General features: G+C 66.2%; 18 protein-coding genes. 10 read left to right on the forward strand and 8 right to left on the reverse strand.

The genetic code is table 11. The features are described 5' to 3' along the window. Nucleotides 1–713: 713 nt before the first annotated feature. From CKO27_RS06740 to CKO27_RS06760, 5 genes are all read right to left on the reverse strand, one after another. Nucleotides 714–1,139, reverse strand: a complete 426-nt coding sequence (locus CKO27_RS06740) for a hypothetical protein (protein WP_200374106.1) — start codon at nucleotides 1,137–1,139, stop codon at nucleotides 714–716. Between the two features lie 263 nt (nucleotides 1,140–1,402). Then, entirely contained in the window at nucleotides 1,403–1,873 is a 471-nt protein-coding gene (locus tag CKO27_RS06745; RefSeq protein WP_200374107.1) for a universal stress protein, read from the reverse strand. A 25-nt stretch (nucleotides 1,874–1,898) separates the two neighbouring features. Continuing rightward, nucleotides 1,899–3,263 carry an MFS transporter gene (locus CKO27_RS06750; RefSeq protein WP_200374108.1) on the reverse strand — a complete coding sequence of 455 codons (1,365 nt, stop codon included), beginning with the start codon at nucleotides 3,261–3,263 and terminating at the stop codon, nucleotides 1,899–1,901. A gap of 90 nt (nucleotides 3,264–3,353) precedes the next feature. After that, nucleotides 3,354–3,818 (reverse strand): hypothetical protein, encoded by a 465-nt coding sequence (locus CKO27_RS06755; protein ID WP_200374109.1) that lies wholly within the window; start codon nucleotides 3,816–3,818, stop codon nucleotides 3,354–3,356. A gap of 251 nt (nucleotides 3,819–4,069) precedes the next feature. After that, entirely contained in the window at nucleotides 4,070–5,017 is a 948-nt protein-coding gene (locus CKO27_RS06760) for a LysR substrate-binding domain-containing protein (RefSeq protein WP_200374110.1), read from the reverse strand. Between the two features lie 136 nt (nucleotides 5,018–5,153). On the opposite strand from CKO27_RS06760, the gene CKO27_RS06765 reads away from it, so the two are divergent. The 6 genes from CKO27_RS06765 (at nucleotide 5,154) to CKO27_RS06790 (ending at nucleotide 11,262) form a co-directional block, all read left to right on the forward strand. Then, nucleotides 5,154–6,938, forward strand: a complete 1,785-nt coding sequence (locus tag CKO27_RS06765) for an assimilatory sulfite reductase (NADPH) flavoprotein subunit (protein ID WP_200374111.1) — start codon at nucleotides 5,154–5,156, stop codon at nucleotides 6,936–6,938. Next, nucleotides 6,935–8,614, forward strand: a complete 1,680-nt coding sequence (gene cysI / locus CKO27_RS06770) for an assimilatory sulfite reductase (NADPH) hemoprotein subunit (protein ID WP_200374112.1) — start codon at nucleotides 6,935–6,937, stop codon at nucleotides 8,612–8,614. Before CKO27_RS06765 ends, cysI begins: the two co-directional genes overlap by 4 nt. After that, nucleotides 8,607–9,326 carry a phosphoadenylyl-sulfate reductase gene (locus CKO27_RS06775; RefSeq protein ID WP_200374113.1) on the forward strand — a complete coding sequence of 240 codons (720 nt, stop codon included), beginning with the start codon at nucleotides 8,607–8,609 and terminating at the stop codon, nucleotides 9,324–9,326. Before cysI ends, CKO27_RS06775 begins: the two co-directional genes overlap by 8 nt. A gap of 250 nt (nucleotides 9,327–9,576) precedes the next feature. Then, nucleotides 9,577–9,810 (forward strand): hypothetical protein, encoded by a 234-nt coding sequence (locus CKO27_RS06780; protein WP_200374114.1) that lies wholly within the window; start codon nucleotides 9,577–9,579, stop codon nucleotides 9,808–9,810. Further along, on the forward strand, nucleotides 9,807–10,223 hold the full coding sequence (locus tag CKO27_RS06785) for a PIN domain-containing protein (RefSeq protein WP_200374115.1): 417 nt from the start codon (nucleotides 9,807–9,809) through the stop codon (nucleotides 10,221–10,223). The genes CKO27_RS06780 and CKO27_RS06785 overlap by 4 nt, the downstream gene beginning before the upstream one ends. Nucleotides 10,224–10,374: 151 nt before the next feature. Continuing rightward, a complete protein-coding gene (locus CKO27_RS06790) occupies nucleotides 10,375–11,262 on the forward strand; it encodes a restriction endonuclease (protein ID WP_200374116.1) in 888 nt (295 codons plus the stop codon). A 222-nt stretch (nucleotides 11,263–11,484) separates the two neighbouring features. Here the strand turns inward: CKO27_RS06790 and CKO27_RS06795 are convergent, their stop codons facing one another. Then, a complete protein-coding gene (locus tag CKO27_RS06795; RefSeq protein WP_200374117.1) occupies nucleotides 11,485–11,799 on the reverse strand; it encodes a type II toxin-antitoxin system RelE/ParE family toxin in 315 nt (104 codons plus the stop codon). A 4-nt stretch (nucleotides 11,800–11,803) separates the two neighbouring features. After that, entirely contained in the window at nucleotides 11,804–12,073 is a 270-nt protein-coding gene (locus tag CKO27_RS06800) for a type II toxin-antitoxin system Phd/YefM family antitoxin (protein WP_200374118.1), read from the reverse strand. Nucleotides 12,074–12,273: 200 nt separating this feature from the next. Between CKO27_RS06800 and CKO27_RS06805 the strand changes: the two genes are divergently transcribed. The 3 genes from CKO27_RS06805 (at nucleotide 12,274) to CKO27_RS06815 (ending at nucleotide 16,172) form a co-directional block, all read left to right on the forward strand. Further along, nucleotides 12,274–13,116: an iron-sulfur cluster assembly protein gene (locus CKO27_RS06805; RefSeq protein WP_200374119.1), complete on the forward strand. Its 843-nt coding sequence runs from the start codon at nucleotides 12,274–12,276 to the stop codon at nucleotides 13,114–13,116. Between the two features lie 570 nt (nucleotides 13,117–13,686). Continuing rightward, entirely contained in the window at nucleotides 13,687–15,117 is a 1,431-nt protein-coding gene (locus CKO27_RS06810) for a sigma-54-dependent transcriptional regulator (RefSeq protein WP_200374120.1), read from the forward strand. A 122-nt stretch (nucleotides 15,118–15,239) separates the two neighbouring features. After that, a complete protein-coding gene (locus CKO27_RS06815; protein ID WP_200374121.1) occupies nucleotides 15,240–16,172 on the forward strand; it encodes a sensor histidine kinase in 933 nt (310 codons plus the stop codon). On the opposite strand, the gene moaA is transcribed toward CKO27_RS06815, so the two are convergent. Further along, nucleotides 16,096–17,133: a GTP 3',8-cyclase MoaA gene (gene moaA / locus CKO27_RS06820; protein ID WP_338115919.1), complete on the reverse strand. Its 1,038-nt coding sequence runs from the start codon at nucleotides 17,131–17,133 to the stop codon at nucleotides 16,096–16,098. The two genes, CKO27_RS06815 and moaA, sit on opposite strands and share 77 nt — an antisense overlap. 528 nt (nucleotides 17,134–17,661) lie before the next feature. Here moaA and CKO27_RS06825 point away from each other — a divergent pair. Further along, nucleotides 17,662–19,392 carry an NADH-quinone oxidoreductase subunit 5 family protein gene (locus CKO27_RS06825; protein WP_200374123.1) on the forward strand — a complete coding sequence of 577 codons (1,731 nt, stop codon included), beginning with the start codon at nucleotides 17,662–17,664 and terminating at the stop codon, nucleotides 19,390–19,392. Nucleotide 19,393 lies beyond the last annotated feature (1 nt).

Consider the following 19,393-nt stretch of genomic DNA (forward strand, 5'->3'; position numbering starts at 1 on the left):
ATCTGACGCGAAGGGCCTAGGTTGTCTCGCTCGGTCAAATGTTCCATCCGTCAACCTCAATCGATCGGTCTGATCCTCGCAGACCCTGGCATGGGCCGAGTCGAGTGCCTTCAGCGTCGCCGCTAGCAGCATGGGCTCGTGCTGGAATATCGCGTCCGCACCCATCTCGCGGACCAGCCCGGCGCGCTCCAGGGTGCCGTAGGTACCCGGCTTCACGCCGGCCAGAATCAGGTGGCAATGGTTCGCGCGGGCATGGCGGGCGGCCTGGGCAATCGCCTCCACGCAGCAGATACGCCCGCAACCCCGCCAATGCCAACGACTCCATTCCTGAACTTACTCTCTCCATAGACCCCGTCGGTATTCTGACTACTGCCGCAGACAGCCCGCGCGTTATCTAGGTCGTTCTTGAAGATTGGGCCGCAGGGGGGAAGCTCCCTTGGGACGGAGTCTCCAGGCACGACCGAGCGGCCCGGAAGCGGCCAATCGAATTGTGCATTCGCGCTTAGGGATAGCAGCCCGAGCAAACTCAGTGACACGACCACTGGCAGGCGTTTCTGGATCTTGAGCAATGACATGGACATGGGCCACATCCTCCGCATCGGGGGTAAATGAGTACTCAACGCGCATTGCGGACGAGTCGTGCAGCACGACAGGTGACCTGCACACCTTCGAGGACACATTCCGTCCTATGAGGGACCGATCCCTCGCGCCACTCAATGGCTCATCGCCAGCCGCAGCGTTATCCCCTCGCGGTCGAACGCCAGGTAGCTCGCAATCTGGCCGCTGCGGACGGTCTCGACCATTCGGTCGAGCGCCTGCTCGATCGCGAGTGGCGTGGGTGGTCGGTGGCCGATGCCCGGCAGGGCGGCGGCGAAGATGACGGCCCAGTCGTCGATGTGCGCCTCGGCCTCGCTGGCGAATGCCTGGAAGCCGGGGATCTCATGCAAGCCTCTGCCCACGCAGACGACGGGCGCTAGATGCCCGCCCTGGCCGGCGGCGAAGCGCGCGGCCTGCTCCGGGGTGTGGTCGGCGGGCAGCTCGCTGCGGGTGAAGACGAAGAGCAGTTGCTGCGGCTCGGCTTGTCGCCGGGCCAGTTTCAGGAAGTCGTCGAAAGATGTCAGTTCGAGTCCGGTCGTCATGGGTGTCGTGGCCTCTTGGTTTCAGCCAATTCAGACGGGTTGAACCGCAACGGGCACGAAGCGCTCAAAGGATTCCCGTGTGGTTTCTGGTCACGAAGCTCCTGCTTCGTGACCTCGGAGATGAAGCTCTGCTTCATGGCTTCGGGCATCTCCGGCCCTGGCCTCGTAGCGATCCGCGCGGCAAGACTGGCTTCGCGAAGCGGAGCTTCGTCTTGCGGGTCACGAAGCAGGAGCTTCGTGACCAGGTCTGGATCTGAAGCGCATCAGGCCGCATCCCCCCAGCGGTAGACCAGCACGGGGATCTTGGACTCCGTGAGCACCCGCTGCGTCTCGCTCCCGATCAGTCGGGCCTTGAAGCCCTTGCGGCCGTGCGAGGCCATGAAGATCAGATCGGCCCCGCACTGATCGGCGGCGCCGAGGATGCCCTCGTGCGGGCTGTCGGTCGGTGTCGTCATGGTCTTGCAGGGTACGCCGGCCTCGCGGCAGAGGTTCTCGGCGCAGTCCAGACTGGTGCGCGCCGCCGCGTCCACCGCCTTCTCGAACTGCCCGCGCGTGGTCTCATCGACGAGATCGCCGTCGAAGATCGCCGCCGAGAAGGTGGTCGAGGTGATCTGCTCCCTGGCGTGATAGGCGGTGATCCGGGCGCCAAGCTGTTTCGCCAGGGCCGCGGCGGCCCGGCAGGTCTCTTTCGCGAGATCGGTCCCGTCGGTCGGAACCAGGATGTGCTTGAACATGGGCGTACCTCTCCGGGATCAGTGGCTAGACGTTGGCGATCGACATGGCCGAGCCGCGCCGCAGATAGAAATACCAGGTCATGAAGAGCATGGAGGCATAGCAGCCGAGGAAGACCCCGAAGCCGCCGGCAATGCCGGCCTCGGCGAAGACGCGCGGGATGAAGAAGGCGCCGAGCGAGCCGATGGCCCCGGCGACGCCGATACAGCCGCCCGCCAGCCGACGCGCGGTGACCAGTTTGGCGGGATCGAGCTGGCCGGTCGCCGGGTCCATGGCGCGCACCCGGAAGGCGGCGGGGATCATGCGGTAAACGGTGCCGTTGCCCATGCCGGCGGCGACGAACAGCAGCAGGAAGAGCCCGAGGAAGAGCGGGAAGTTCAACTGCTCCAGTGTCAGCACCAGGCCCAGGCTGCCGATGCACATGAGGGTGAAGACGATCATGGTCATGCGCGCCCCGCCGTAACGGTCCGCCAGCCAGCCGCCGATCGGACGCATCAGGGCGCCCATGAGCGCGCCGATGAAGACGACCTTCACCGAAACCTCCGGGAATTCCGACTTCAGAAGCGTGGCGAAGGTATTGGCATAGCCGATGTAGGAGCCGAAGGTGCCGATGTAGAGCCAGGCGATGATGAAGGTGTTCTTCTCCGCCATCGCCAGCCCGAAGCTCTTGATGTCGGCCCGCGCGCAGGTCAGGTTGTTCATGAAGAAGAAGGCACCCATCGCCGCGATGATGCAGAGCGGGATGAAGATCAGACCGGCGCGATCCAACGCCAGACCGCCAGCGGTGATGATGACGATGGGGATGGTGAACTGCACCCAGGCGACGCCCAGATTGCCGCCCGAGGCGTTCAGACCCAGCGCGGCGCCCTTGACGCGCTCCGGGTAGAAGAAGGAGATGTTCACCATGGAGGAGGTGAAATTGCCCGCACCCAGTCCCGCCAGGCTCGCGATGATGATCAGCAGCCAGAAGGGCGTGGTCGGATCGCTGACCGCGTAGGCGAGTCCCGCCGAAGGGATCATCAGCAGCAGGGCCGAGGCGATGGTCCAGTTGCGCCCGCCAACCACCGGGACCGTGAAGGTATAGAGAAAGCGCATCAGGGCGCCGGTGAGTCCCGGCGCGGCGATCAGCCAGAAGCGCTCGTCGGCGGTGAAGGTGAAGCCCGCGTCCGGCAGGCGTGGGACGACCATGCCCCAGACGCCCATCATGGCGAAGCCGAGGAACTCGGCGAACATGGACCAGATGAGATTGCGGCGCGCGATCCGCTTGCCGACCGACTCCCATTGCGTGGTCTTCTCGGGGTTCCAGTTGGTGATCCAGCGGCCAGGCTTGGTCTCCAGGTGAGCATCGGCGGCGGTGGCGCCGCGCGGCAGGGCATCGGCGGTCGTGGACATGGGCGTCTCCTCGTGGCTTCGATGGGCGGATCGCAAGTGACGGGCAACCGGACGTCGCGACTTGCGCAGGCTGATCGGGAGGCTGCGGCCTCAGTCGCCGCTGATCCGTTGCACCTCCGTCGACGCGCCGCGCGCGCCCGCCTGCTCCCGCTGGAGCGTCGCGATCTCCTGCTTGAGGCCGGCGATCATCCGCTCGGCATCCTCCAACTGCGTCATGAAGGCCGCGAGATCGGTCCGGTAGGTCTGATCCTTGGTCAGACGCTCGCTGATCTCGGTCTTGAGGTCATCCGACTGCTTCTTGACCACGGCGATGGTCTGAATCAACCGCGCCCCGCCCGCCTTGATCGCAAGCCCCGTATCCAGCGGCTCCTTGAGCCGAAGGATGAAAGCGGTGCCGTCCTTGGTGTACTTCGCGCTCGGTTCCCGCAGGAAATAGGTGTCGACGAGAAAGTAGGCGGTGAGCGCGCAGGTGGCGACCATCAGGGTCGACAGCGGAACCAGGTTCGGACGCCAGGGCTCGCGCCCCGTGTGCGATGGGATTGCGGTCTCGGGCATGGTGACCTCCAGTGTGCGGTGATGGATGACGGCGGATGGCGAGGCGGCGCTCGCCGCGTACTCCAGCCTTCAGCACAAAACAGGCCATGGATCAGGGGAATGCCCTCGGCATCGACAGGGCGCGCGGGCGGGAGGATTCAGGGACGACCGAGAGGGACTCGGCGTCTGTCAGCGGGGACAAAATGGCGTGGGAAGCGGCCGGGGGCGCGACACTTTGTCGCATCCGCTCACGGTCGAGCCCGATCGCGAGACTAGGAAAGGTGCGCGTTCGCCAACTGTCGAGAGGCGGTTTTTGCGCGATCGATGGGGCCGCCGGTCTCGGCCTTGAAGAGCGCGATGAAGTGGCTGTGAAACTTGCGCAGGTGCTTATCCCGCGCATGAGCGATCTTGGTCACTTCCCAGGGAAAGAGCGCGCTGAGGTCGCGCAGGCCGAGATCCGCGTCTTCCTCCGCCTGATAGGCCATGGCGGCGATGATGCCGACGCCGAGTCCTTCGCGGACATAGGTCTTGATGACGTCGGTGTCGGCGGCGCTCAGGACCACCCTGGGGCGCAGCCCGGCCTTGGCGAAGGCGTCGCTGAAGCCGCCGCGCCCGGTGAAGCCGAAGACGTAGGTGACGATCGGGTGCTCGCAGAGACTGGCCAGGGTCAAGGGCTCCAGGTCGAGCAGCGGATGTCCGCGCGGCGCGATCAGGCCCCGGTTCCAGCGATAGCAGGGAATGGCCTGGAGACCGATTTCCTCGCCGAGCGCCTCGGTGCAGATCGCCAGGTCCACGCGATCGCGCAGCACCAGGTCGACCAGTTGTCCCGGCGTGCCCTGATGGATCTGTAGCTCCACCTCCGGATAGGCGCCGACGAAGCGCCGGATGACCGGCGGCAGCACATAGCGCGCCTGGGTATGGGTCGCGCCCAGCCGCAGCACGCCGCTCGCCTCCTCGACGTGATCGCGCCCCACCGCAAGGATGTTGCCGGTCTGACGCAGCGCCTCCTCCGCGTAGCGCGCGACCTGTCCGCCGACCTCGGTCAGCCCGACCAGACGCTTGCCCTGACGCTCGAACAGGGGCGCGCCGATCTCCGTTTCCAGGTGCTTGAGGTGCTGGGTCACGGCGGACTGCACCAGGTGCAGCCGCTCGGCCGTGCGGCTGACATTGAAGTGGGTCTCGACCAGCGTGATCAGGGATCGCAGTTGGCGCAGTTCCATATCAATCCTCGCGATAACGATTCATGAATCATCATTTTATGTCGTCTCGCACCCCTGCCTAGACTCTGGCGCACGGGGGCAATCGCCCGAATGGCGTCCAGTGCGACGCATGACCGATGCCAGGGGATTCCGAACGATGGCGCTGACACACCTGAACGCCCTGACCAGTCCGGTGGACGACCGGCAACTGCGCGCGCTCCAGATCGCGCTCAAGGACCTGTCGCCGACCCAGATCGCCTGGGTCAGCGGCTATCTGGCGGGCCTGAGCGGTCATGCGGTACCCGCCGCTGCCGAGCCCGCTCCCGTCGCCACCGTCAGCCTCCTCTACGGCTCGCAGACCGGCAATGCCAAGGCGGTCGCGGAGCGGCTCGGCGAGCGGGCGCTCGGCCAGGGGATTGAGATCCGGGTGCGCTCCATGGGCGACTTCGGCCCGCGCCGGCTGATCAAGGAGCGCCTGGTGCTCTTCCTCGTCAGTACCCACGGCGAGGGCGAGCCGCCCGACAGCGCCCAGGCGCTGCACGCCTTCCTCCATGACCCGCGCGCGCCGCGCCTGGAGCAACTGAGCTACGCCGTCATGGGTCTGGGGGATTCGAGCTACGAGCACTTCTGCCGCACGGCGGTCGACTTCGATCGGCGGCTCGCGGAGCTGGGCGCGCGGCGCATCCTGCCGGTGCAGTGCTGCGATCTGGACTACGCAGCCGACTCCGAGCGCTGGTCGGCGGATGTCCTGGAGCGGCTGGCGCAGCTCGCGCCCGCCCGGCCGAGCAACGTGGTGGCGCTGCCGGGCGCGCGTCCGAGCCCGCCGCCCACTGTCGCCAAGGACACCCCCTACCCCGCGACCCTGCTGGAGAATCGCCGCATCACGACCCAGGATGCGGTCGCGGACGTGCGCCATCTAGCCCTGTCGATCGACCCCAGCGCCCTGAGCTACCAGCCGGGCGATGCCTTGGGGATCTGGTTCCACAACGATCCGGCGCTGGCCGACGCGGTGCTGACGACGCTCGGACTCGACGGCGAAGCGCCGGTGCGCCTGGCCGACGCGGAGCTGGGTCTGCGCCAGGCCCTGATCGAGCGGCTGGAGCTGACGCAACTGCATCCGGCGAGCGTCCGCGCCTGGGCCGAGCTGACAAAGGCGCGGGAGCTGACCGAGCTGGCGACGGATGCCGCCGCCCTGCGGGCCTATGCGAGCGAGCGTCAGCTCATCGACCTGATCGCGGACCATCCCGCCCGCGTCGAGGCCGAGGCGCTGGCCGGCCTGCTGCGCCCGCTCCAGCCGCGGCTTTACTCGATCGCCTCCAGTCAGGCGGAGTGCGAGGACGAGGCTCATCTCACGGTCGCGGTGCGGCGCTACCAGGCCCACGGCCGAGACCATCTCGGCGGGGCCTCGGGCTTCCTGGGGGAGCGGGTCGGCGAGCGGGATGCGGTGCGCGTCTATGTCGCCGAGAACGAGAGCTTCCGGCTACCGTCGGACGGCGACACGCCGCTGATCCTGATCGGGGCCGGTACCGGTGTGGCGCCCTATCGCGCCTTCCTGCAACAGCGCGCGGCCCAGGGTGATTCGGGGCGCAACTGGCTGGTGTTCGGCAACCGGCACTTCCACCGCGACTTTCTCTACCAGCTCGACTGGCAAGCGCAGCGCAAGGCCGGCCGGCTGGATCGGGTCAGCCTCGCCTTCTCGCGCGACGGGGCCGGGAAGCGCTATGTCCAGCACGCCCTGCGCGAAGAAGGGCGCGAGCTGCTGCGCTGGATCGAGGACGGCGCGCACCTCTATGTCTGCGGCGCAACCGCCATGGGCCAGGCCGTGCACCAGGCCCTGCTGGACATCCTGACCACCGAGGCCGGACTCGCTCCCGAGGCCGCCGAGCAGTCCCTCGACGCCCTGCGCCGCGAGGCGCGCTACCACCGAGACCTCTACGCATGAACGCACCCCTGCACGAGAACGAGCACATCAAGGTCCGCAGCCGCTACCTGCGCGGCACCCTGAGCGAGAGCCTGGCCGACGGGCTGACCGGGGCGCTCGGCGGCGACGACGCCCAGATCAGCAAGTTCCACGGCTTCTACCAGCAGGACCATCGCGACCGGCGCCAGGAGCGTCGCGAGCAGTATCTGGAGCCCTACTTCGGCTTCATGCTGCGCGCGCGCCTACCGGGCGGGGTCTGTACGCCGGCGCAGTGGCTCGCCATCGACGGCATCGGCCGCGAGCTGACCAGCGGCACCCTGCGTCTGACCACGCGCCAGAGCTTCCAGTATCACGGCATCCTCAAGAACAACCTCAAGTCGGTCATCCAGGGCATCAACCAGGTCATGATCGACTCGATCGGCGGCTGCGGCGACGTCAACCGCAACGTGCTCTGCAACCCGAATCCGGTCGAATCCAAGCTGCATCGGGAGGTCCATGACTGGGCCAGACGCATCAGCGAGCACCTGCTGCCGCGCACCCGTGCCTACCACGAGCTGTGGCTCGATGGCGAGCAGGTCGGCGGGGACGCCGAGCCCATCTACGGCGAGTCCTATCTGCCGCGCAAGTTCAAGACCGCCGTGGCCGTGCCGCCGCACAACGACGTCGATGTCTTCGCCAACGACCTGGGCTTCGTCGCCATCGCCGAGGACGGGCGACTGCTGGGATTCAACGTCCTGGCCGGCGGCGGCATGGGCGCGACCCATGGGGATCGGTCCACCTATCCGCGCCTGGCGAGCGAGCTGGGCTTCATCGCGCCGGAGCACACCCTCGCGGTCACCGAGGCCGTGGTGACGACCCAGCGCGACTTCGGCGATCGTCAGGACCGCAGTCACGCCCGGCTCAAATACACCATCGAGCGGATGGGCCTCGCGGCCTTCCGTGCCGAGGTCGAGCGCCGCGCGGACCTGCGGCTCGCCCCAGCGCGGCCGGTGCGCTTCACCGACCAGGGCGACCGCTATGGCTGGGTCAGGGGCGAGGACGGACACTGGCATCTGACCCTCTACATCGAGAGCGGACGCCTGAGCGACGGCCCCGGCCGGAGCAACATGGCCGGGCTGCGCGAGATCGCCCGCATCCACCAGGGCGATTTCCGCATCACGCCGAATCAGAACCTGATCGTGGCACGGGTGCCGGAGGACCGGAAGCACGCCATTGAGGCCCTGGCACGCGACCATGGCCTGCTGGCCGAGGGACGCTCGCCGCTGCGGCGCAACGCCATCGCCTGCGTGGCGCTCCCGACCTGCCCGCTCGCCATGGCCGAGGCCGAGCGCTACTTCCCGGATTTTCTGGACCGGGTCGAGCATCTGGCCGCCAAGCACGGGCTCGCGGATCAAGGCATCGTCGTGCGCATGACCGGCTGCCCCAACGGCTGCGCCCGGCCCTATCTCGCCGAGCTGGCCCTGGTCGGCAAGGGGCCGGGCCGTTACAACCTCATGCTCGGCGGCGACGGCATCGGCACCCGGCTCAACCGACTCTATCGCGAGAACCTCGACGAGACCGGCATCCTGGCCGAGATCGACAGCCTGTTCGGGCGCTTCGCCGAGAGCCGCCAACCCGGCGAGCGCTTCGGCGACTATCTGATCCGCGACGGCCTCGTCCGGGCGGTGGTGAATCCAGCGGAAGACTTCCATGACTGAGACCAATCTCGACGCCATTCTGGCCGGCGACCAGGCCGCGCTCGCCGCCGTCAACCGTCGCCTGGAGAACCTGCCGGCGGAGGACCGCGCGCTCTGGGCGCTGGAGGAGCTGCCGGAGCGGCATGTCCTGACCTCCAGCTTCGGCGCCCAATCGGCCGTGCTGCTGCACATGCTGACCCTTCTGAAACCGGACATCCCGGTGATCCTGATCGACACCGGCTACCTGTTCGCCGAGACCTACCGTCTGATCGACGAGTTGAACGACCGGCTCGCGCTCAACCTCCAGGTCTATCGCCCCGCGCTCTCCCCCGCCTGGCAGGAGGCGCGGCTCGGTCGGCTGTGGGAGCAGGGCGCGGGCGGCATCGACCAGTACAACTGGATGAACAAGGTCGAGCCGATGGAGCGCGCCCTGAGCGAGCTGGAAGCCCGCGCCTGGTTCGCCGGACTGCGCCGCGAGCAGGCGCGCAGCCGCGCAGACTTGCCGGTGTTGCGGGTGCAGGACGGGCGCCTCAAGGTCCACCCCATCATCGACTGGCGCGAGGCGGACGTGCATCGCTACCTGCGCCGCCACGACCTCCCGGACCACCCGCTACGCCATCAGGGCTACGTCTCCATCGGCGACATCCACACCACCGCGCGGCTCCTGCCCGGCATGCTGGAGGAAGAAACCCGCTTCTTCGGCCTTAAGCGCGAATGCGGGCTGCATCGGTAATCAAGATCGCCGAGGTCTATTGCATCGGCGCGCCAATCAAGGTTGATGATCCCGTTCGGAGTTGTTTGGGACGGTCGACGCGGAGTCGGCGATGGGGAGGTTCAGGTTTCAGGCGGCCGACCGGGTGCCAGGTATACTGTCGGGAAGGCTTCCCCGGAGTTCAGGTGCCTGCTCGCACCTGAAGTGCCGAGCAGAGAACAGGGAAATTAAGCCTGGTCCCTTCTTCCCCTTTTTTCCTCCGGAGAGAGACATGCTATCCGTCCATGCGGTCTACGAAGACGGTCAGGTCAAGCTGCTGGAAGATCTGCCGGCGGTTCGCCGGGCGCGGCTGATCGTCACGGTCGTCGACCCGATACCCGAAGCGGCAGCCGACGCCGCCGCATCCACCCCGGCTGATCTATTCGACGATCTGATCGGCGTCATCGACGTTCGCGAGGACGGCGCCGAGGGGCACGACCGTTATCTCGTCGGGCAGGGAAAGTGAAGCCGCCAGCGTTCGTCGATACCGGTTACTGGATCGCACTGTTGGACCGCCGCGATCAACATCATAGGGTTGCGAAAGATCTGTTGCCCCGGTTGTTGGGCTCGCACCGGGTCGTGCTGTCAGACTTCGTCCTGTTCGAAACGCTGACCTACCTCAACTGCTCCGTGGGCCGTCATGATCTCGCAGTCCGATTCCTCGACAAGTTGGCGGCGGGCGGGTTTGACGTCGTAGAAGTGGGCCAGCCGGTGAAGGAGCAGGCGCTCGCGCTGTTTCGGCAATATGCCGACAAGGATTTCAGCATCACCGACTGCTGTAGTTTCGTCGTCATGCGCGATGCCGGTATCGCACATTTCGCCGGCTTCGATGCACATTTCGAACAGATGGGATTCGTCTCTTTGCTCCATCGATTGTGACCCGCACAGCCCACGTAGGGCGGAACGCGATAGCGGTTCCGCGACCTTGGCTACCCCTCGCCGCCAAGGGCGTGGCGACAACGAAGGATGTGATTGGGTGGAAAGCGTAAGCAAACTTGGCCCCTACTCTAGATACGGAGAGACCTAAAGAATGGGAAGACGACACCGCAACAGCGATATGGAGCACTGGATCGATGCGGCGTCGATCCTGCCGTGGTGGGCCGCGTTGACTCTCGCGGTAATGAGCTATGCGCTGCTCCACTGGCTGGCTGCGTCTCCGACGCCGCAAGTCACCAACCCTCATGATCTTTCCGGCCCGATCATCGCGCAGATGCTCCGAACAGGCGCGCTGATCGGGCAGTACCTCCTGCCATTCGTCTTCGGTCTCGGTGCCATCGTCTCGGTGCTGAAGGCGCGCCGCAACACGCGCCTGCTCGCTCAGGCCAAGTCAACTCTGGGCAATGACGACTTGAAAAGCCTCTCGTGGCAAGACTTCGAACACCTTGTTGGCGAGACATTCCGGGAACGCGGCTTCTCCGTCACCGAGACACGCTCGGGACCGGACGGCGGGGTCGACCTGGAGCTGCGCAAGGATAGCGAGCTGCATTTGGTGCAATGCAAGCGTTGGCGGGCACGCTCGGTTGGCGTCGAGATCGTACGCGAGCTTTATGGGGTCATGGCCGCGCGCGGGGCGGTGGGCGGTTACGTGGTATCGTCCGGCACCTTCAGCCAGGAGGCACGGCAGTTCGCCGCCGGACGCAATATCGAGCTGTGGGATGGCCCAAAGCTGAAAGCGATGATCCACGCGACGGGACGGCGGTCGCCTGGATCAGCGGCGATCCCCGCCGCGAAGCGCGCCCCTGAGGGTGCGGGGATCAAGCAGGATGCCGGGATGACTGCGCCCGTCTGTCCGACATGTGGTGCGGCCATGGTGTTGCGCACGGCTAAACGTGGAGTCGAGGCCGGCAAGCCATTCTGGGGCTGCTCGACCTTCCCGAAGTGCCGTGGTACCAGGCCGCATGCCGCGGAACGGGCGTGAACGATTCCGGCCTCAGCAAGAACGGCAGCTAACCACCTCAGAAATCAAGATGCCAGGGCGGAACGCGATAGCGGTTTCTCTACCTCGGCGGCTGGCTGGACGGCGGATCACCCTGCGGGCATCCGCCCCCGGCCCTCGATCGCTGTCGCTTTCCGGGCCGGGATGCTCCAAACGGCCGCGTCCCCCGTGTCGTCATCGCTCCAGGTGTGCGCAACGAGCCGATCATTCGCGGTAGGCCGATGCAGGCAGACGCAACAGCCGCTCGCTGCGCCAGACACGAACAACGCGCACCTGCTGCGGATCCCGGCGATAGACGATCCGGAATGGCGGGTGGATCAGCTCCCGCAGAAAGGCTTGGCCAAACTCCGGAACCATGCGTCCGAGGTCCGAGTGGTCGGCGAGCACCTCAACGCGCTGGAAGATCTCGGCGACGAGCCGGTCGCCGACCCCCAGCACCCCTTCCGTGGCGTACCACTCCTGGATGCCCGCCAAGTCGCGGAGCGCGGACTCGGCGAAGCTGATCACGGCGACGCCCATGCCGCTATCCCAAACCGAATCTGGCCTTGGCCTCGGCGAGGGAGACCTCGCGGCCGGCGTCCAGGTCGGCCAATCCCGCGACCACCGCGCGCATGAAGGCGCGCTCCTCCGCCGCCTGTTCGTAATCGGCCAGGGACTGCATGACGGCGACGCCGCGCCCTCGGCTGGTCAGCAGCACCGGCCGATGGGCCTCGGCGGCGTGCTTGACCACGCGACCTGGGTTGACCTTGAGGTCGGTCAATGGAACCACGTCTTCGGAGAATTTCACGCTCATGGATCTATCCCAAGGACTGATTGAGCAAGGACAGTAGCACCTGTTAAGTGGTCCGCCAACGTCGCTGACAACCGGGCCGGAGGCCGCCGGGGGACGAGACGATGTTTCGGTCGACCCGGCCGCCTTCGACCCTGGCCCGAATCTCGCTTATTTCCCAGGGAGTCCATCACAACGCCCAAAGGAGAATCGAGATGTCGCCCATGCTGCCTGAACAAGTCCGGGATCTCCTGCGGCAAGTCCGCTTTCCTGGCCGCTCGCGTGACCTGGTCTCGCTTGGTTTCGTCAAGAGCATCGCCGTCGAGGGGTCGAGTATCGAGGTCGAGATCACGCCGGATTCGATCAACGCGGAGAAGGTCGCGATCATGGAGCGCGAGGTCCAGGATCTGCTGCGCGAGGCGCGCTTCGAGACGATCGAGATCCACACCGAGCCGCCTTACGACGACGACTCGCTGCTGCTCGGCGGGGCCTCGGTCAACCCCTTGCAAGTCGACCTGCGCGAGTACGGTCTGGACCCCATCCCCGACCCCGGACATGGCGGGGCGCCACACCTGAAGGATCTGCTCGCGGCTGGCGAGGACAAACCCCAGAAGCCGAAGGGGCCGCCGACCGAGCCGCCCGCCGACTTCGAGCCGCCGATCGTCGAAGGGCCGCAGGGCAACGCGGACCCGACCTATGCAGGACCGATCCCGGTCTTTCAGTGGCAGGTCGATCCCGAGTCGCCCGAGGCAACCACCAACAAGGTCAAGCTCAGTATCGGCAGTTGGAACTATGTCGTCCTCTGGCTGACCCATGCCGAGCAGGATCTGATCTATGCCTCCGTGCACGCCCGGCACTGGATCTACTACAACGGCGAGGCCCGCCCGAATCCCGCCGGCCGCACCGAGGGCGTCAACCTGGTCTACGACCGTCAGCGCGCGGGCGTGGTCGCCATCTACGGCACCGTGAAGGATTTCCGCCCCTTCGTCGAAGCCTTCCGCCGTGCCTATCAGGGGGACGCGGGCGAGGCCGAGTCAGCGGCGGCCGAGGGGGCTGATCGTATTTGAAGATGTTCGGCCATTGAGTTAAGCCGTTCGTGGTGAGCTGGTCGCACCATGATCGGCTTCGCTTTCAAGCGACCAGGCCGCCAGCCGCCAGCCGCCAGCGATCCTCCCAGACCAGATCGACCACGACCGCGAACCTGGCCTTGACCACGATCAAGTCAGGCGCGCGGGCTTGCTGGTAAACCTATCCGCGCTCCCGGCGGTCCTCGACGGCCGCGATCGGCCCTTGTTTCGCGGGTTCATGCGCTTTCCATCGAAACATTCGCATAAGCGGCTCGAATCGCTTTTGGTATCGAACACTTCGATATTATCATCCGATAAAATCCGCTTGTATCGGTATAAGAAGGCGTTATTCTCCCATTCGATTGCTGCTGAATTCCGCTCGTATCGCGTGATAACCGCAAGTCTTCCCAGCCTTGCGCCAATCCGTTCGGCCGTTGTCTCGCAACAGGGATGCCCTATTCGAACGGCGATTGGGTCTCGCGAGAGAGCGATCGCTTCACTCATTCATAACAAGACCGTTGGCGGGTGGCGCAGGCGCGTCCACCAGCGACCAGCGCGGAGGAGGACACCATGACATCCCAGCCACTCGAACGACGAGCGCACGACCTCGCGGGCGACCCCAGGACCGCGACGGACGCGGGCGATTCCATTCTCATCGTCGATGACGAGCCCGGCATGCTGAGCTTCATCGAGCGCTCGCTCGCTCCCCATTTCGCACGTGTGGAAACTGCAGCCGACGCCAATACCGCGCGTGCGCTGGCGCGGGACCTTCATTTCGATCTCATGATCGTTGACATCCGGCTTCCCGGCTCGGCCAGCGGACTGGAGCTGGCGCGCGAGATTCGCGACCGTTACCAGGTCGATCTGGATGTGATCTTCATCACCGGCTACGCGGACGTCTATGACGAGATCGACGCCCTGCGGGACGCCTCGGCCGATGTCCTGAGAAAGCCCTTCCTCGGCGACCAACTGCTGGCCGTGATCCACCGCGCGCGCGAGCGGCGGCGGGTCGCCCGCGAGCAGGCGCTGGTCCAGCGCGAGCAGGATCGGCGACCCGTCGCCAAGCGGATCGTCGGCGAGAGCGAGTCGCTCAAGGAGATCTGGCGGACCATCCATCGGCTCGCCCCCATGCCCTCGACGGTGCTGATCAAGGGCGAGACCGGTACCGGCAAGGAGCTGGTCGCGCGCGCGCTCCATGACCTCAGCGGGCGGCGCGGCAGCTATGTTCCGGTCAACTGCGGCGCCATCTCCGCCGACCTCATCGAGGGGGAGCTGTTCGGGCATCTGCGCGGCTCCTTCACCGGCGCGCATCAGGCCCGCAACGGGCTCTTCAGCCACGCTGATGGCGGCACCCTCTTCCTCGACGAGATCGGCGAGATGCCGCTCCCCTTGCAGGCGAAGCTGCTGCGGGTGCTGGAGGAGCGGCGTTACCGTCCGGTCGGCGGCAATCAGGAGATCCCGGTCAACGCCCGGGTGATCGCCGCGACCAACCGCGATCTGGCCGCCGAGGTGCTCGCGGGGCGCTTCCGCAAGGATCTCTATTACCGGATCAATGTCGTGGATCTGCGCCTGCCGCCCCTGCGCGAGCGCCGGGGCGACATCCCCTTCCTCGCCGGCTATTTCCTCAACGTCCTGTCCACCGAGCTGGGCGTGCCCAACGCGGAGCTGAGTCCCTGGGATCTGGAGCAGCTCATGGGCTACGACTGGCCCGGCAACTGCCGCGAGCTGCGCAATGTCATCGAGCGATCCCTGCTTCTGGGCAAGCCGGTCGCCCATCTGCTCTGCGTCGCGCCCCCGTCGGAGCCGGGCGCGGGCGAGAGCGCCCTGGCGTCCAACCCAGCCTCGCTAGAGCGGGTGCAGCGCTCGCACATCCTGAGCGCGCTCTCCGCCGCTGGCGGCAACAAGACGGTCGCGGCGCGCGCGCTGGGGGTGTCGAGAAAGACGGTGGAGCGCAAACTCAAAGAGTGGTCGCATCCAGGCGATGCGACCGACTCCGACTGAGGGACCATGACGCTCAGGCGCCAGCACCCGGTCGCCGGCCTCTCCATGGCGCACCCCAGAGGTCGATCAGGCACCCCGCCGCCGGGGCGTTTCGATCAGCCCCAACGCCCGCCACGGCGCCGATGACGGAAGCCCATGACCGCGACGCCGAGATCGCGCGTCTCCAGCAGGAGATCACGGCCCTCTCCGCCACGCTGAGCGAGACCCGCCAGGCGCATCGGGCTCAGACCGAGCGACTCGCCGCCGTCGGCGAGCTGATCGCCAGCGTCGCCCATGAGCTGAACAACCCGCTCGCCATCATGCTCGGCTACATGGAGCTGCTGACCCGCGAGCTGGGTCCGGATACCTGGGCGGTGCGTCTGGAGATCGATCTCATCTTGCGCCAGATCGAGCGTTCGCGCGGGATCATCGACAGCCTGTTGCGAATCGCCCGGCCGCTGGAGGATGTCGCGGTCCTGGAGCCCAGCGACCTTGCGGCCCTGATCGATGAGTGCCTGGCACTCGTGCTCCAGCAAGCGCCGCGGACGAATATCCAGATCCGCACGAACCTGGCCGCGACCACCGGGGTCGGAATCGGCCGTCAAGACCTGCAACAGGTCATCATCAATCTGCTGGTGAACGCGCTGCACGCGGTCGAGTCCGAGGGGGGACTGATCGAGGTCAGCTCGCGCGATTGGGAGGGACGAGGCATCCTCATCGGCGTCCGGGATACTGGACCTGGGGTGCCGCTGGAGATTGCGGACCGGATCTTCAGCCCCTTCTTCACGACCAAGGGCGCGGGCAAGGGGACCGGGCTGGGGCTCTCGGTCAGCGCCGGTCTCATCCGCCGCCATGGCGGCGCCCTGACCCTGGAATCCACGTCCGAGCGGGGAGCCGAATTCGGGATCTGGGTGTTGCGCGAGCCCATCTTCGACGCCTCGGGCGACTGGCTCACCCAAAGCCTGGTATCGAGCCCCCGGTCGAGTCCGAGCGCGCCGCTCACCCCCCCGTCATGTTCATGTGACGAAAGATCACCGGCTTGGCCTGGAGATCGAACTCATGACCCCGGGGCTTGAGGTCCATGGCGGCGACGATGGCCCGCTTGACCCGCTCGTCGTCCGTGGGGTTGGCATGCAGGACGCGCCGCAGATCGCTCGAATGCTCCTGACCCAGACAGAGCAGTAGCCGCCCAAGCGCCGTGACCCGCACCCGATTGCAGTCGCCGCAGAAGTTGTGGCTGTGCGGCGAGATGAAGCCGACGCGCGTCTCCTCCCCGGCGATCTGGAAGTATTTGGACGGACCGCCGGTGCCGTCGATGGTCGGCAGCAGATCGAAGTGCTCGGCGAGGTCGCGCCGGATTTCATCGCTGGAGTAATAGGCCTCGGCCCGATCGTGATCGCCGATCACCCCGAGCGGCATCTCCTCGATGAAGCTGATGTCGAGCCCGCGCTCGATGGCGAAGCGCACCAGGTCGACCACCTCGTCATGATTGCGGTGCTTGAGCACCACGGTGTTGAGCTTGATGCGCTGGAAGCCGACGCGACGCGCCGCCTCCAGTCCGGCGAGTGTCTTGCCGATCTCCCCGACCCTTGTGATGGCGCGGAAGCGCTCCGGACTCAGGGTGTCCAGGCTGATGTTGACCCGGGTCACGCCGGCATCCTTGAGCGCACCGGCATAGCGCCCGAGCTGGGTCGCGTTGGTGGTGAGGGTGAGATCCCGCACCCCCGGCAGCGCGCCCAACTGCTCGAATAGCCAGATGACGTTGGGGCGCACCAGCGGCTCGCCGCCGGTCACCCGCAGCTTGGTCACGCCCAGCTCGCTGAACAGCCGGCCAAGTCGCGCCATCTCTTCCAGGGTGAGGAGCTGCGCGCGCGGCAGGAAGGTCATCTTCTCGGACATGCAGTAGACGCAGCGCAGATCGCAGCGGTCGGTGACGGACAGCCTCACATAGTTGACTCGGCGACCGAAACGATCGATCAGACCAGCGGCCGGTTGTGCGGGCTGGGCCTTGGATGGTGCGGGTTGTTGTGGATTCACGCGGTCTCCTAATGGCGATGGTCGAGCGCGCATGGCTCCCGAGCCCCGAGCGGACATCGCGCCGATGGGTCCGCGCCTAGCGAGGTCATCCTCTCCGTAGCAGGCTCCGTGCCGTTGCAGGAACGGCCTGTCCCAACCGTTGCGGCCGATCGTCTCGCCCCAGGAGCGGGACAAAGCGTCGCGGCGCTGTCCATCGGACGGGTCCTTTTGTCCCAGCGCGGTCGATCCCGACCGATTCGTAGGATGGGTAGAGCGCAGCGAAACCCATCTTCCAGGCCACTCGTAGCTCGTGGATCTCGGCCATTGAGTTAAGGATTTTCCGTTCGCCCTGAGCTTGTCGAAGGGTGGACGGAAAATCCTAAGCCTCGGAGCGTTAAGCCGTTCATGGTTCGACAAGGCTCTCCTGAGCGAAGCCGAAGGGCTCACCACGAACGGCTTAACTTAATGGCAGAGTTCGTAGAGCTTGGAGGATGGGTTTCGCTGCGCTCTACCCATCCTACGCCCCGCGTCATGGCGCGTGACTTGCTCATGGCATCCCAGACTCGTGACGAAACACGGACCGGGAGCCACTTCGCCTTGCTTGCCTACGTCGCCTATCTGCTACCGCTGCTGGGATTGATCTCGGCGCTGTCCGTGCTGCTGCTGGCCGGGCGGATCGGCGAGCGCGTGGCGCGTCTGAGCGTCGGCTTCAGCCTGGCCATCTTCGTCGTGGCCCTGGGTCTCTTCTCGCAACAGGTCTTTCTAGGTCAGGGACAGCTCGCGACGCTCGGCATCAGCCTCTTCACTATTCATTTCGACGCACTCACCGCCCTTATGGCCCTGGCGGTGAGCGCCATCAGTCTGGTGGTGCATCTCTACTCGGTGCGCTACATGCGCGAGGACCCGGCGCATACCCGCTTCTTCGTGCTGCTCGACGGCATCAACGCCATGATCATGCTGATGGTGCTGGCCGGGGATCTGCTGACCCTGCTACTGGCCTGGCATTCCATGGGGGTCATCCTCTACTTCCTGCTCAACCACGACACCCGCCGCGAGGCCGCCAAACGCTACGCCTTCTGGACACTGATCACCCATCGCATCGGCGACCTGCCGCTGATGGCCGCCGCCGCCCTGCTCTATTCCAGCTACGGCACCCTGAGCATTCCGGTGCTCTTCGAGGCCATCGCCGCCGATCCCGAGCGCGCCGGCGCCCTGGGGCTGCCGGTCAGCGAGACCGTCGGGCTGCTGATCCTGCTGGCCGCCTTCGCCAAGTCGGCCCAGTTCCCCTTCCACACCTGGCTGCCCTACACCATGGAGGGACCGACGCCGGTCTCCGCCCTGATGCACGCCGGCATCGTCAACGCGGGCGGGTTCCTCATCAATCGCTTCGCGCCGGTCTTCGCCCTCACCGATTCGGTGCTCCAGATCGCCCTGCTGGTCGGGCTGACGACCACGCTCATGGGCTCGGTGATGATGCTGATGCAGAGCGACATCAAGCGCTCGCTCGGCTATTCGACCATGGGACAAATGGGGTACATGGTGATGGAGTGCGGTCTGGGCGCTTTCTCGCTGGCGATCTTCCATCTGATCGCGCATGGCATCTTCAAGGCGACCCTGTTTCTCGATTCCGGCAGCCTGATCGGGCGGGCGCGCAAGGATTCGAACATCCCCGAGGGCGAGATCTACCAGTTCATGGTGGAGCGCCGAACACCCCGGCCGCCGCTGTCCTGGATCATCTTCGCCGGGATCACCATCGCGGTGCCGCTGGCGATCGTGGTCAGCGCCCACCAGATGATCGACGAAGGTTTCCTGAGCCACCAGGGGGCCATGATCCTGCTGCTCTTCGGCTGGATCACGGGCGCGCAGACCCTCTTTTTCGTCTACAAGATCGGCGGCGATCGGCCGTTCAGGCTGCTGGGCTACGTGGTCCTCTCCTTCGCCCTGGTGATCCTGGGCTATGTGCTCGCCGGACACACGATCGACACCCTGCTCTATCCGGACCCGGCCTTCCGCGAGGCGCTCTACGACGCGGCCTCCCTGCCGGCACCGCTGTTCACGGTGCTGATGCTGGTCCTGGTCGCCACCATCGCGGGAGCCTGGCTGCTGGTGTTCCGCTCGGCCGCCCGGCGCGAGCCGCTGACCCGCCGCTACCGCAATCTCTATCTCTCGCTCTACGCCTGGATGTCGCGCGAGTTCTATGTCGCCGATCTCCATGGCCGGCTGGCGAGCGCCTTGCTGGCACGCTCGCGCCGGCTCAACGCCCTGCTGCGGTGGGTCTGAG

Origin of the sequence: Thiocystis violacea (assembly GCF_016583575.1) — a bacterium.
Classification (GTDB): Bacteria; Pseudomonadota; Gammaproteobacteria; order Chromatiales; family Chromatiaceae; genus Thiocystis; species Thiocystis violacea.